We start from the raw sequence: 13,861 nt of genomic DNA, 5'->3' as shown, positions 1-13,861 counted from the left end.
AACCCCGGGAAAACGGGTGGTATCACCGAAATCCGATAACGACAACAAAACATCAATCAACCCTGTTAGGGGTTGTATTGTTTGTAGCCCCGGGTGACAACCCTGGGAAAATGCGGGGGGGTATTTATCTAAACACCAACAGGATGATATACGCGCCCAGCCATACAGCAGCGCCGTACGCAAGATTCCGTAGGATAATCGGAATGGTTGGCTGGTTGGTCATTCTTGATTTGAGGAAACTGAATACGGTGGTGGCAATGAATACATACAGCACACTGCTACTTGCAGCTGCGGAGAAATGCTCATCGCGCAGATAGGGTAAGAAGGGGAGGATGCCGCCCATAAGGAAGGAGAGGCCAGTCAGCAAGCCACTGCGGATGGCGGTGGCGAGGTTGAAATGCTTTTCCTGTACCTGTTGTGACGCCAGCGTTTCTTCCCATTGTACGGCATCTTTCTGCATTTCTGCAGCGATATTTTCTATGATGGGGTCACTGATGTTGAGTCGTTCCAGCTTCTGTCTTTCTTCCGGGGACAAGGTACTTTCATCATGTTGCAGATCTCCCCGGTTGGCCTGGAAAGCGCTGATCATTACCAGCAGACTTCCCGCTATCCAGATACAGGTGTTCACTGTATAGAATTGCTGTACGCTTACAGGCAAGCCATGCAACAGGAAAGTGGTGAAAAATAAGAGTAATAATCCATCAGGAAATCCTATCAGGAAGTCCGTTCTCCAACCGCTGCTGCGGATGGCTTTCTGTTGTTTAGGCATGCGCGGCTATAGTATTTCTGCTATAACGTATAATGTATCTGATGTACTATAACACTGCTATAATGTTTCGAGGCTTTTGCCGATGATCTGCACGGCTTCTCTTACCTGGGTAGCAGTGATCAGCAGGGGAGGCGCGAAACGGATCTTGTCGCCGTGGGTCGGTTTGGCCAGCAAGCCGTTGTCCTTAAGCGCCAGACAGAGGTCCCAGGCTGCTTCCGGATGGTTATGCTGAATGACGATAGCGTTCAGGAGTCCTTTACCACGGATGGTGCTGATATAAGGCGAATTGAGGGCCTTGAGTTCCTGTCGCAGGAGTTCTCCCATGGTGGCAGCATTCTCTATCATGTTTTCTTCCTTCAGGACTGTGAGCGCCGTAATAGCTACCCGGCAGGCTAGCGGATTACCACCGTAAGTGCTGCCGTGTTCACCAGGTTTAATGGTGAGCATGATCTCATCGTCAGCCAGGACGGCGGCTGCCGGTAAGGTTCCTCCGGAAAGGGCTTTACCCAGTATCAGGATATCGGGACGCACATTTTCGTGATCACAACAGAGCATTTTACCTGTGCGGGCAAGGCCGGTCTGGATCTCGTCGGCAATGAAGAGTACATTGGCGTCTTCGCAATACTGACGGGCTTTGGCCAGGTAGCCCTCGTCGGGTACCATGACACCTGCTTCTCCCTGGATCGGTTCTACCAGGAAGCCGGCAACGTTCTTGTCCTGCAGCGCCTTTTCAAGGGCAGGCAGATTATTATAAGGGATGATCTCGTAACCCGGCATAAAGGGTCCGAAATCAGTCCGGGAAGAAGGATCTGTGCTAAAGGAGATAACGTTCAGGGTGCGCCCATGGAAGTTGTTAGCACAGACGATGATCTTTGCCTGGTTCTCCGGGATACCTTTTACCACATAACCCCAGCGACGGCACAGCTTCAGGGCTGTTTCAACTGCTTCTACGCCGGTATTCATGGGAAGTACCTTGTCGTAGCCGAAATAGTCGGTAATGAAGGCAGCATATTCGCCGAGCAGGTCGCTATGGAATGCGCGGGAAGTCAGGGTCAGTTTCTGTGCCTGTTCAATGAGGGCACGGATGATCACGGGGTGACAATGGCCCTGGTTAACAGCAGAGTAGCCGGAGAGGAAATCGTAATAACGTTTTCCGTCTACATCCCAGAGAAATACACCTTCCCCGCGGCTCAGGACTACCGGCAGCGGATGGTAATTATGGGCGCCATACTGTTCTTCCAGGTCAAGGAAATGCTGTGTTTTTTCAGTAATCTTAGATGCGTGTAACATAACCCTTCAAAGGTACGCAATACAGCTCATGTATTAGAATCGGGAAAGGAAAACAAACCGGAAAGACTACAATATCATCCTTTACAGCCTTACAGGGCGGTTTTACGACCAGCACACACTGGTTCATCAACTATGCTTTTTCCTCCCACGCCACCGGACAGACAATCCGCTGCTGTACTATGACTTTCCTTACCCTTTCAACCTTGTAACCAACGCCACATATTCCTGCTGGGCCTCTTCTTTTGACTTGCCTTTCAGTTTCTGCCATGCCTCATATTTCGCCTTGGCCACAAAATCAAAAAGATTGGTGGGAGGATCTGTATTTACGTCGCCCTCGGTAGCTTGTTTATAGAGGGAATAAAGTTGCAGAAGTGTTTCATTATCAGGTTTTTGGGGTAGGGTTTTGCTGGTTGCAGCGGCTGCTTCGAACTGTTGTTGGAGATCCATGGGATTTTTTTAACATTAAATGTAGACAAAATAGTATCAAATACGACAGGTTCACCTATCCGGGAATAGCAAAATTTAAATACCTTTGCGGCTTGACGCGGGGCGTTAAACGCCTGGTTTTAAAAGCATATATGAAGAATATCAGGAATTTTTGCATCATTGCACACATCGACCACGGTAAAAGTACATTGGCTGACAGGCTGTTAGAACATACCAAAACCATTTCCGACAGGGACATGCAGGCACAGGTACTGGATGACATGGACCTGGAAAGAGAAAAGGGGATCACTATCAAGAGTCACGCTATCCAGATGAACTATGTTCACGAGGGACAGCCCTATGTATTTAACCTGATCGATACTCCCGGTCACGTGGACTTCTCCTATGAAGTATCCCGTGCACTGGCTGCCTGTGAAGGTGCGCTCTTGCTTGTAGATGCTGCTCAGGGTATTCAGGCGCAGACCATTTCCAACCTTTACCTGGCACTGGAAAATGACCTGGAGATCATCCCCGTGATCAACAAGATCGATATGGAAGGAGCGATGATCCCCGAAGTGAAGGACCAGATCATAGAGCTCATCGGTTGTAAAGAGGAAGAGATCCTGCTGGCTTCGGGTAAAACCGGTATCGGTATTGAGGAGATCCTGGAGGCGATCGTAAAACGCATTCCTGCTCCGAAAGGCGATCCTGAAGCTCCCCTGCAGGCGCTGATCTTTGACAGCGTATTCAACTCTTTCCGTGGTATCATTGCTTATTACAGGGTGTACAACGGTTCCATCAAAAAAGGTGATAAAGTTAAATTCTTCAATACCGACCAGGAATACTATGCTGATGAAGTGGGTATCCTCAAATTAGGCCTGCAGCCTACTCAAACCGTTAAGACCGGCGACGTAGGATATATCATCACCGGTATCAAAAATGCCAAAGAGGTAAAAGTAGGTGATACCATCACCCTGAGCGCCAATCCAAGTACGGAAGCGATCAATGGTTTTGAGGAGGTAAAACCAATGGTATTCGCAGGGATCTTCCCTGTAAATACGGAAGACTTCGAGGAGCTGCGTGACTGTATGGAGAAACTTCAGCTGAACGATGCTTCCCTGACCTTCGAACTGGAAACCTCCCAGGCCCTCGGCTTCGGTTTCCGATGCGGATTCCTCGGTATGCTGCACATGGAGATCATCCAGGAGCGTCTCGAAAGGGAGTTCAATCAGACAGTGATCACTACCGTACCGAACGTAAGCTTCATTGCTCACACCACCAGGCAAGAGGTTATTACTGTGAACAACCCTGCCGAAATGCCGGATCCCAGTAGGCTGGAACGCATTGAGGAGCCGTTCATCAAGGCACAGATCATCACCAAGCCGGATTATATCGGTAATATTATGACCCTGTGTCTGGGTAAGAGGGGTATCCTGCTGAACCAGAGCTATCTGACCCCTTCCAGGGTTGAATTAATATTTGAAATGCCTTTGACAGAAATCGTATTTGATTTCTATGATAAACTGAAGAGCCAGACCCGTGGTTATGCCTCTTTCGATTATGCGCCGATCGGTCGTCGTGACAGCGATATCGTGAAGATGGATATCCTCCTGAATGGTGATAAGGTGGATGCGCTCAGCGCCCTGATCCACCGCAGCCGTGCACAGGACTTTGGTCGTAAGCTGTGTGAAAAGCTGAAGGAACTGCTGCCACGTCAGCAATTCATGATCGCTATCCAGGCAGCTATCGGCGCCAAGATCCTGGCCCGTGAAACCATCAGTGCTATGCGTAAAGATGTAACTGCTAAATGTTATGGTGGTGACATCTCCCGTAAACGTAAGCTGTTGGAAAAACAGAAAGAAGGTAAAAAGCGTATGCGCCAGATTGGTAATGTGGAAGTACCGCAGGAAGCATTCCTTGCAGTACTCAAGTTGGATGACTAGGCGCAGTTTATATCAAATTTGGGAAATTAAAGCGGCCAGGAGACTGGTCGCTTTTTTATTTTGAGCTGATAGCAATAGGTCATATGATCCGCTGGTTGTAACTATGTGTCGCCCGTGGTGGCACCTGTGGGCGCAGGGAGCACTACAAACAGTGTGAGATATATGTATCGCCTGATATATTCAGACAAAAGGCCGGCTAAGAATATTCTCAGCCGGCCTTTATAATATTATTCTTACCTATTAAGCCAACTGGCTTTTCGGAGTGATTACTACCTGTTTTATTGCTGCCCAGGCACCGAATAATACTGCTGTAAAGAACACATTCCCCATCAGGCCATTCAATGCAAAGCTGCTGAACATATTATCTGACTGGTAAAAAGGAATACCAGCTGCATAACAAGCTAGCAGACCAGCACCAGTCTTGGGATACAGATCAGTTGTAAGGAAAGTACCCAGGTTGGAGATCAGGAAGAACAGTACACCTGTGTCGATAGAAGATAACAGTAACGTGAGTACGTTCACTTTCTTTATCAGGGTACCGATCCAGGTGATCAGCAGGAATGCACCATATACGAAGAGCAGTTGTCCCAGGTAATTACGGTCCAGTGCATGTATGCTGGTGAAGCATTGCAGGAAAACGTCAGACATAAATAAAGACAATAACGGAACGACATACGCCAGGCGTTTATCTTTCAGTACGATACCGCCAAATAATGCTGCTGCGCCGATGGCATTAAAGTTCCACAGACCGATCTGGTTTGTGAAAATGCGGCACAATGCAGACAGGAAGATCAGCATGGCAACGATCAGTATTTCGCGGATGGAATCCTTTTTCATAATGGGTCGATTATTTAACCAAAGATATGATTTTAAATAGATTCAACAGGCACACTTGCTTTAAAGATCACAACGCCTGCCTTGCTTACAATACTATAGGCCGTATTGTAATAAGTAACTACTGCCTGACCTTTCTGCAGTGAGATGGTTTCTCCCCCTGCTTCAGTGATCTCAGCAGCGCCTTCCATTACCAGCATGATCTCTGTTGCCTGACTGGTATGCTCATAACGCTGACCATTCTGCATAGCTATACGGCTTACCACGAAATCAGGTGCAGGAGAGTGGTAGATGGTTTCCAGTCCGCCGGCTACACTTTCTCCGCTGAGGATCTTCGGATGTACGGGTTCGAAACGGGTATGTTTCAGCAGCTCGGGTACATCGATATGTTTAGGCGTCAGTCCGCCGCGTAATACGTTATCAGAGTTAGCCATCAGCTCCACGTTCTGCCCTTCCAGGTAAGCGTGTGGGATACCGGCATCCTGGAATACGGCTTGTCCGGGGTGTACTTCCATAATGTTAAAGAAGTAAATAGAGAAGATCCCTCTGTCCAGGTTTTCCAGTCCCTGAGGATCATTCACAATCGCTCTTCCTGCCCAGAATGCCGGATCGGATTTCGCCAGGTTGCCATCTTTGTAAGCGGCAGATACTCTTTCCGCCAGCGGGCGTAGCATCGTATTCACCTCAGCTTGTGGCATTTCCATTACCGCTTTGTACAGTCCGAAGTAGCCTTCTTTTTCAAAGATGGGAGCGAGTGATGCAAATTCTTTTACGCTCTCTAATACCTTTCTCAGTTTATCTTCCGGCAGGAATCCGTGCAGCAACCAGAATTCACTGAGGGCCACCATGATCTCGGGTTTATGGTTGGCGTCCTTATAATTACGGTGAGGAGCATTCAGCGGGATACCGGCTTCATTTTCCCTGGCAAATCCTTTTTCTGCTTCTGCTTTCGTCGGGTGTACCTGGATAGACAACATGTCTTTTACATCCAGGATCTTGAGCAGGTAAGGTAATTCGCCAAAGCGTTTCCATACCTTAGGCCCCAGTACATGTTCGGGATCGGCTTTTACCAACTGGTCCAGCATGGAAGGCTGCGTTCCGGTAGCGATAACAGCAGGTGCGCTCTGGTGTGCGCCCATCCAGTATTCTGCACTAGGTTTCCCATTTTCAGGAATACCTAATAAAGCAGGAATATAATGATATCCACCCCATGCATAATTTTGAACCTTACCTTCCAGTCTGAATAATTTCTTCTCGCTCATGCGTAATATGTTTGTATTTTCCTAGAATTGTTAACCTGTTGTCTTTCTCCGATAGGAACAGCAAAAATAGTTAAAACAATGGCATCCCATATAGCTTTGGGCAAAAAAGGGGAACTGATTGCGAAGGAATTCCTTCTTCAGCGCGATTATAAAATTCTGGCGGTAAACTGGCGGCATCGGCGACGGGAGATTGATATCATTGCGGCGAAGCCGGATTGCCTGGTGTTCTGTGAGGTGAAGACGTTGGCGAGTGATCTTTTTGGCTGGCCGGAGCAGCATGTGACCGCGGAGAAGCGGAGGCATATTCAGGCGGCGGCGAATGTATATATGGATAAGCTGCCGCGGCTACCGCCGGCGATCAGGTTTGATGTGATTTCGATTACTTTTCAGCCGGATGGGGAGTATGAGTTGGTGCATTTTGAGGATGCGTTCTGAGATGCTTCTTTTAGATGGTAATATTATTCGGGAGTATGGGGAGGGGGAGTGTGTGGGGATGGTGGGCCGTCAGATACTTTGGGGGTGGATATAAAAATGAAGACGGATTACAGATAATGAGCACGTTGCGCGATAATATCTATAATCCGTCTTTATTGTTGCTTTGCTTTCTGCTCTTTCCTTGCTACTTAATCAATCCTCTTCAGTCAGTCTGCTTTTAGCCTTTGTGCATTTGCATGCTTGAGGTGCTGGGCGCTCGGCTTCAGCCTTTAGCCTCTAGCCTTCAGACGATTCATATCATCCCCACACACCTGTATAGTTCTGAGGCGTGATTGCTTTCAGCTCCTTCTTCAGCGAAGCACTGATCTTCAGACCATCAATGAACTTGTGTATCGTCTTCTGGTTGATCTGTTCGCCGCCACGGGTGAGGTCTTTCAGGGCCTCGTATGGTTTAGGGAAGTTTTCTCTGCGTAGTACGGTCTGGATAGCTTCTGCTACAACGGCCCAGTTGTTTTCCAGATCTTCCTGTAGTTTGGCCTCGTTCAGGATCAGCTTATCTAAACCTTTCTGAATGGATTTCAGTGCCAGTACGGTGTGACCGAATGGTACGCCCACATTTCTCAGGACGGTGGAATCGGTCAGGTCACGCTGTAGGCGGGAGATAGGCAGTTTGGCGCTCAGGTGTTCGAAGATGGCGTTGGCCAGTCCGAGGTTACCTTCGGCGTTTTCGAAATCGATCGGATTTACTTTATGTGGCATAGCGGAAGAACCCACCTCGTTGGCTTTGATCTTCTGCTTGAAATAATCCATGGAGATGTATGTCCATACGTCGCGGCAGAAGTCTACCAGGATCGTATTGATACGCTTCAGGGTATCAAATTGAGCGGAGATGTTGTCATAATGCTCGATCTGGGTGGTATATTTCATACGTTGCAGTCCGAGGGTGTTGTTCACGAATTTATCGCCGAACTTCTCCCAGTTGATCTTAGGGAATGCTACATGGTGAGCGTTGAAGTTACCTGTTGCGCCGCCGAATTTGGCTGCGAAAGGAATATCTCCCAGCAGTTTTACCTGGCCTTCCAGTCTTTCAACGAATACCAGGATCTCTTTTCCGAGGATGGTAGGTGAGGCAGGCTGACCATGGGTACGGGCCAGCATCGGGATCTTTATCCAGGACTTGCCCATCTTTTTCAGTGCCAGTATCAGGTTGGCGATAGCAGGCATATACACGTGTTCTACCGCTTCTTTCCAGAACAGCGGGGTGGCAGTGTTGTTAACGTCCTGGGAAGTAAGACCGAAATGCACCCATTCCAGTTTGTCGTCCAGTCCGAGCGTTTTCAGCTCATTCTTAACAAAATACTCTACAGCTTTCACGTCGTGATTGGTCACCTTTTCAGTTTCTTTGATCAGCTGTGCATTCTCGATGGTAAAATCCTGGTAGATCTTACGCAATGCCGGTACCTGGGCCTTTGTGAGCGTGAATAGCTTCTGCTCTGACAGTGCAATGAAGTATTCGATCTCTACCTGCACACGGTAACGGATCAGTGCAAATTCTGAAAAGAAAGGAGCCAGTTCTTCCAGTTGTCTCCTGTAGCGTCCATCCAAAGGAGAAATGGCGGTTAAAGCTTGTAATTGCATAATGTTAATTGATTAAGTGAGCGTTTATCACTTTTTACCTAATTTAGCCGGCAAAATTACTGAAATTGGAACGGAAAGTAAAAGTAGCGGCAGTAAGTTATTTGAATACCAGGCCATTATTATACGGATTCAGGGATCACCCGGTGATGAAAATGCTGGAACTGAGTGTTGATTACCCTGCGAAGATAGCCCAGCAGCTGATTGATGGAGAAGTAGATGTAGCCCTCGTACCTGTGGCTATTATCCCTAAACTGAAAGAATATCATATCATTTCTGATTATTGTATCGGTGCGGAAGGCCCTGTTGCTTCTGTCTGCCTTTTCAGTGATGTTCCTCTCAATGAGATCAAACGTATCTACCTCGACTACCAGAGCCGTACCTCTGTTGCTTTGCTGAAAGTACTGGTGCGTGAGCACTGGAAGCTGGATGCTGAGCTGATAGAAACGACCGGCGACTACCAGGATAAGATCAAAGGTACCGATGCCGGTCTGGTGATCGGTGACCGCGCACTGGCGCAACGCCATGTATCGCCCTTCATCTACGATCTGGCAGAACATTGGATGCGGTTTACCAGCCTGCCCTTCGTATTTGCTGCCTGGATCAGTAATAAGGCGCTGCCTGTTGAGTTTATCCAGGAATTCAGCAATGCGAATAGTATCGGGATACATAATATTCCTGCTGTTGTAGCGGAGAATGCGTATCCGCTTTATGATCTGACAACTTATTATACCCAGAATATCAGCTATCCGCTGACTCCTTCAAAGCGGCAGGGAATGCAACGGTTCCTGAGCTACCTGATATAAGGGCATTGATAAATGATGATAATGGCGGGCCTGCGCTGGCTGTCCGCCATTATGATTTTATTGCCCATACATCCCATTATCCTGCAACTACTCATATCAATTGCATCAGCCTGAAGCAATTAGACGCCTCATTCAGCTTTTTTCTTTATATTAGTTACCCCATCTGTTCACACAAATCCTGCAACATGAAAATTGGCATCCTGGGTAGTGGCCCTGTTGGACTCACGTTAACGGAAGGATTGATCAGGGCTGGTCATGAGGTGATACTCGGTACCCGCAATCCTGCGAAAGAATCTCTTCAGCAATGGATTAAGAAAAAAGGAGGTCCCAGCGTAGCAGCTGCCCCGTTCAGAGATGCAGCCGCACAGGGAGAGTTGCTGGTCATCTGTACCAGCTGGGCAGGAACGCAGAAAGCCATTGAGTCTGCCGGACTATGGAACTTCAAGAACAAAGTTGTTGTGGATGTCACCAATCCCCTGGATGGCAAAGGACCTGATCAGCAGGGACGGCTTACTTTCTCCATAGGCCATACCAACTCGGCAGGCGAACAGCTGCAGGCATGGCTGCCACCAGATGCGCACGTAGTAAAAGCACTCAGTTGTATAGGACATGAATCCATGTTCCGCTCCCAGCAGGAACCGGAAAAGGAAACACCTACTATGTTCATCTGTGGTAATAAGCGCGCAGCAAAAATGGCGGTAACAACGCTGTTGAATGAGATGGGCTGGAAAGATATCGTGGATATGGGGACGATTGAAATGAGCCGGAATATAGAGCCCTTAAGTATACTATGGTATGCGTATGGGTTCAGGACAGGGACATGGACACATGCGTTCAAATTGGTGAAGTGAGGATACAGACATAAATAGGCTATGACAAATACCTCGCGACAAATGCAGTGAAGATCTATCCGGAATACTGATGACTACCGGAAAAACATTTGCGACGGCAAAACGAAAACCCCGGACCAATAGCCCGGGGTTGGAAATCGCTCATAAGGGAGTAGAATGTGAATGACATCAAACTAAGCTTATATCTCTTTTACATTAACGTAAAAGTTTGGATCTACCTTAAACTTCTTTGGATCTGATAAGGTGATACCTGTTGATTGCCAGCTTCTTCCGGGATAAATGAAACGATATCCTTCATCTGTCAGGGTCACCTTTACGGGCATATTAAAGTTCTCAACGTCTGTTACCCAACGGAACTTCAACTGTGAGCCTTCAATATGATATTCCAGTGTTGGAATGGAAGTCTTCGTCAGGTATTGCTCGAATACCTTGTTGAAATTCATCTTCGTCTTTTCGTTGAAATATTCTTCTATCTGGCGGGTAGTCACTGTCTGATGGTAGAAGGTTTTGTTTAATCCACGGAGGATCTCCCGGAATATATAATCGTTGTTCACGATCTGGCGGATCGTATGAAGCATGTTACCTCCCTTGTAATACATATCGCCACTACCTTCGTTATTTACCCCGTAAGCGCCGATAATAGGACTATCGTTTTTGATATTCTTCCTGACACCGGTAATGTATTCAAAAGCTGCCTGCTGACCATACTCGCATTCTGTGAACAGGGTCTCAGAGTAGTTGGTAAAGCTCTCATGCACCCACATGTCGGCAATGTCTTTGGTGGTGATATTGTTACCAAACCACTCATGACCGCTTTCGTGTACGATGATGAAATCCCATTTCAATCCCCAGCCGCTACCGGAAAGATCGTGACCTTTGTAACCCATCTGGAATTTGTTACCATAAGCAACTGCGCTCTGATGTTCCATTCCCAGGTGAGGTGATTCCACCAGTTTGTAGCTGTCTTTATAGAAAGGATATTTGCCAAACCATGATTCAAAACATTTCATCATCGGCTTTACTACGGCAAACTGTGTTTTAGCGGTATCTACGTTGTAATCGAGCACCCAGTAGTCAAGGTCCAGTTTACCACCTTCACCGGAGTAAACGTCTTTAAACTCTGCATAGTGACCGATATTCATCGCTACGTCGTAGTTATTGATCGGATTGCTGACATACCAGGTCCATACGATATTCCCGTCGCGGTCCATTGCCTTCTTTTTCAGACGTCCGTTGGAGACATCTACCAGGTCGGGAGGTGTGGTAATGCTGATAGTCATGTTGTTAGGCTCATCGCTCTGATGGTCTTTGTTAGGCCACCATACACTGGCGCCCAGGCCCTGACAGGCAGTAGCCACCCAGGGTCTGCCCTGGTTATCTTTTCTCCAGATCAGTCCACCGTCCCATGGTGGGTTCACTGCTACTCTGGGTTTTCCGTGATAGACGATGGTAATCTTTTTGTCTTTGCCTTTCAGCTGCTTTTTGGCAACCATGTTAATGAAGATGGCATTACCTTCCCTCTGATAGGTCAGGGATTGTTTATCCTGCATCACACTGTCTACCTCCAATGGCTCCTGCAGGTCTATCTGCATAATGCTGTCGACTTTCAGGACCCTATAGGTAATCACGTTATAGCCCTCAAGGGTGCTGTCATTGATATTAGGTTTGACATGCAGGTCGTAGGATTTTACATCCCACCAAGCACGTTCCCTGCCGATCGATCCACGTAAGCTATCGGCGCGTGTAAATGTCTGTTGATGTTGGGCACCGGCGGTAAGCGCCGTAAGCAAAACCAGGAAAAGCATTAGTATGCCTCGCATAGAAAATCTTATTTTATGCCGGAAAGGTATTAATTTTCATTAATAATGCCTACGTGCTTAATGGCTAATGCTTAACGGATTTTGTAGATATACATAAGCGGTAAGCAGGCGCCGGCCAATGGCTGTAAGATAGTCCGCATGTACATAGAAGTCCTTTTCATACCGTTAATTTTGCTGTTTGCCGCCTGCGGACATCCACCCACTTCAGGGCGACAGGTGTTCCGTTATAATATGCAGGAAGGTATCGCTTCCCTTGATCCTGCGTTTGCCAAAAACCAGGCGGTTAACTGGGCAGTAAAACAGTTATACAATACCCTCGTGGAGCCTGATGATCAGCTCAATATCCGTCCATCTCTGGCTACCCGCTGGGAAGTGGCACCTGATTATAAGACGTATATCTTTCATCTGCGGACGGACGTCTATTTTCATGACAACGTAGCATTTCCTGATGGTAAAGGTCGCAGGATGATCGCCGCAGACGTGGCATACAGTCTTAAACGTATCATGGATCCAGGTACGGCGTCTTCCGGCGCATGGATCTTTAACGGGAAGGTAAACCCGGATACAGGTTTCCGGGCATTGAACGACTCGACCTTTCAGCTTACCCTGTTACAGCCTTTTCACCCGGTACTGGGCATTCTGAGTATGCAATACTGCTCCATTGTACCACATGAAGTTGTGGAGAAATACGGAAAGGATTTTCGTAAATATCCCTGTGGTACCGGCCCTTTCATGTTTTCCTTCTGGGAGGAAGGACAGGCGTTGGTACTCCATCGTAATCCCCGTTATTTTGAAAAGGACAGTGGTGGGCATGCGCTGCCATATCTGGACGCGGTAAAGGTGTCGTTTCAGGATAACAAGGCAACCGAGTTCCTGTTATTCCGCCAGGGACAGCTGGATTTCATGAATGATATTGATGCATCTTTTAAAGACGAAGTGCTTACTAAAAAAGGAATGCTGAAGAAAGAGTGGGAGGGGAAGCTGGTACTCGATAAAAGTCCTTTTCTTAATATAGAATACCTGGGATTTCTGTTGGACACGACCAAAGAAGCGGTGAAAATCTCTCCTTCCCGTTTACAGAAAGTACGACTGGCCATTAACTATAGTATTGACAGAGGCAGGATGATCACCTACCTCCGGAATGGCATTGGTTCTCCGGCGAATGCAGGCTTTGTGCCTATCGGGTTACCCTCTTTTGATACCGCGAAAGTAAAGGGATATACCTACGACCCTGCGAAAGCAAGGCAATTACTGAAGGAGGCAGGTTTCCCGGAAGGAAAAGGACTGCCGGTCATGCATTTGCTGTCCATCCCCATTTATGAAGACTACGCCAATTATGTGGCAAACCAGTTACAGCAGGTAGGCATCCCAATACAGGTGGAGGTGTTGCAGAAGGCTTTGTTGCTGGAGCAGACCGCCAAATCGCAGGCACTCTTTTTCCGTGGCAGCTGGATCGGCGACTATGCGGATGCTGAGAACTACCTGGCCGTATTCTACAGTAAAAATGGTGCTCCTCCTAATTATACAAGATATGCCAACCCTGCGTTCGACCGCTTGTATGAACAGGCCCTGCGGGAGAATAATGATTCCCTCCGTTACCTGCTTTACCAGGAAATGGACAGGATGATCGTAGCAGATGCCCCGGTAGTGCCCTTGTTCTATGACCAGGTCATTCACCTGGTACAACCCAATGTGACAGGATTTACCAGTAATGCCCTCAATCTGCTGGACTTGCGGAGAGTCAGGATAAAAGTTTGATATACCACACAGGGCAGTACTGATCTTAGTAA

The 13,861-nt window shown here is 47.6% G+C and carries 12 protein-coding genes; 5 read left to right on the top strand and 7 right to left on the bottom strand.

What is annotated here, in order from left to right:
* Nucleotides 1-124: 124 nt before the first annotated feature.
* The 3 genes from BLR32_RS27340 to BLR32_RS27330 form a co-directional block, all read right to left on the bottom strand.
* The gene (locus BLR32_RS27340) at nucleotides 125-769 is read right to left on the bottom strand and encodes a VIT1/CCC1 transporter family protein (protein WP_089836637.1); all 645 of its coding nucleotides are present in this window, start codon (nucleotides 767-769) and stop codon (nucleotides 125-127) included.
* A gap of 57 nt (nucleotides 770-826) precedes the next feature.
* Nucleotides 827-2,059, bottom strand: a complete 1,233-nt coding sequence (gene rocD / locus BLR32_RS27335) for an ornithine--oxo-acid transaminase (protein ID WP_089836635.1) — start codon at nucleotides 2,057-2,059, stop codon at nucleotides 827-829.
* 189 nt (nucleotides 2,060-2,248) lie between these two features.
* A complete protein-coding gene (locus BLR32_RS27330; RefSeq protein WP_089836633.1) occupies nucleotides 2,249-2,506 on the bottom strand; it encodes an acyl-CoA-binding protein in 258 nt (85 codons plus the stop codon).
* Between the two features lie 131 nt (nucleotides 2,507-2,637).
* Here BLR32_RS27330 and lepA point away from each other — a divergent pair, with 131 nt between their 5' ends.
* Nucleotides 2,638-4,428 (top strand): translation elongation factor 4, encoded by a 1,791-nt coding sequence (lepA, locus tag BLR32_RS27325; RefSeq protein WP_089836673.1) that lies wholly within the window; start codon nucleotides 2,638-2,640, stop codon nucleotides 4,426-4,428.
* Between the two features lie 240 nt (nucleotides 4,429-4,668).
* Here lepA and BLR32_RS27320 read toward each other — a convergent pair whose 3' ends face one another.
* Both BLR32_RS27320 and manA read right to left on the bottom strand, forming a co-directional pair.
* Nucleotides 4,669-5,265 carry a DUF6580 family putative transport protein gene (locus tag BLR32_RS27320; protein ID WP_089836631.1) on the bottom strand — a complete coding sequence of 199 codons (597 nt, stop codon included), beginning with the start codon at nucleotides 5,263-5,265 and terminating at the stop codon, nucleotides 4,669-4,671.
* A 32-nt stretch (nucleotides 5,266-5,297) separates the two neighbouring features.
* On the bottom strand, nucleotides 5,298-6,524 hold the full coding sequence (gene manA, locus BLR32_RS27315; RefSeq protein ID WP_089836629.1) for a mannose-6-phosphate isomerase, class I: 1,227 nt from the start codon (nucleotides 6,522-6,524) through the stop codon (nucleotides 5,298-5,300).
* A 78-nt stretch (nucleotides 6,525-6,602) separates the two neighbouring features.
* Here manA and BLR32_RS27310 point away from each other — a divergent pair, with 78 nt between their 5' ends.
* Nucleotides 6,603-6,959: a YraN family protein gene (locus BLR32_RS27310; RefSeq protein WP_089836627.1), complete on the top strand. Its 357-nt coding sequence runs from the start codon at nucleotides 6,603-6,605 to the stop codon at nucleotides 6,957-6,959.
* Between the two features lie 297 nt (nucleotides 6,960-7,256).
* Here BLR32_RS27310 and purB read toward each other — a convergent pair whose 3' ends face one another.
* Complete coding sequence (purB, locus tag BLR32_RS27305; protein WP_089836625.1) at nucleotides 7,257-8,597, bottom strand: adenylosuccinate lyase; 1,341 nt, start codon at nucleotides 8,595-8,597, stop codon at nucleotides 7,257-7,259.
* 65 nt (nucleotides 8,598-8,662) lie between these two features.
* Here purB and BLR32_RS27300 point away from each other — a divergent pair, with 65 nt between their 5' ends.
* Both BLR32_RS27300 and BLR32_RS27295 read left to right on the top strand, forming a co-directional pair.
* Nucleotides 8,663-9,400, top strand: coding sequence for a menaquinone biosynthetic enzyme MqnA/MqnD family protein (locus tag BLR32_RS27300; RefSeq protein ID WP_089836623.1), 738 nt, complete (start codon nucleotides 8,663-8,665; stop codon nucleotides 9,398-9,400).
* Between the two features lie 185 nt (nucleotides 9,401-9,585).
* Nucleotides 9,586-10,251, top strand: a complete 666-nt coding sequence (locus BLR32_RS27295) for an NADPH-dependent F420 reductase (protein ID WP_089836621.1) — start codon at nucleotides 9,586-9,588, stop codon at nucleotides 10,249-10,251.
* Nucleotides 10,252-10,430: 179 nt separating this feature from the next.
* On the opposite strand, the gene BLR32_RS27290 is transcribed toward BLR32_RS27295, so the two are convergent.
* Nucleotides 10,431-12,071 (bottom strand): M1 family metallopeptidase, encoded by a 1,641-nt coding sequence (locus BLR32_RS27290; protein WP_089836619.1) that lies wholly within the window; start codon nucleotides 12,069-12,071, stop codon nucleotides 10,431-10,433.
* A 138-nt stretch (nucleotides 12,072-12,209) separates the two neighbouring features.
* On the opposite strand from BLR32_RS27290, the gene BLR32_RS27285 reads away from it, so the two are divergent.
* Nucleotides 12,210-13,829 carry an ABC transporter substrate-binding protein gene (locus BLR32_RS27285; protein ID WP_089836617.1) on the top strand — a complete coding sequence of 540 codons (1,620 nt, stop codon included), beginning with the start codon at nucleotides 12,210-12,212 and terminating at the stop codon, nucleotides 13,827-13,829.
* The last annotated feature ends 32 nt before the right edge of the window (nucleotides 13,830-13,861 follow it).

The sequence above is a fragment of the Chitinophaga filiformis genome (assembly GCF_900102545.1).
GTDB classification, from domain to species: domain Bacteria; phylum Bacteroidota; class Bacteroidia; order Chitinophagales; family Chitinophagaceae; genus Chitinophaga; species Chitinophaga filiformis.
Note: the sequence above shows the minus strand (reverse complement) of the source record. Positions and strands in the feature narration are given on the sequence as shown.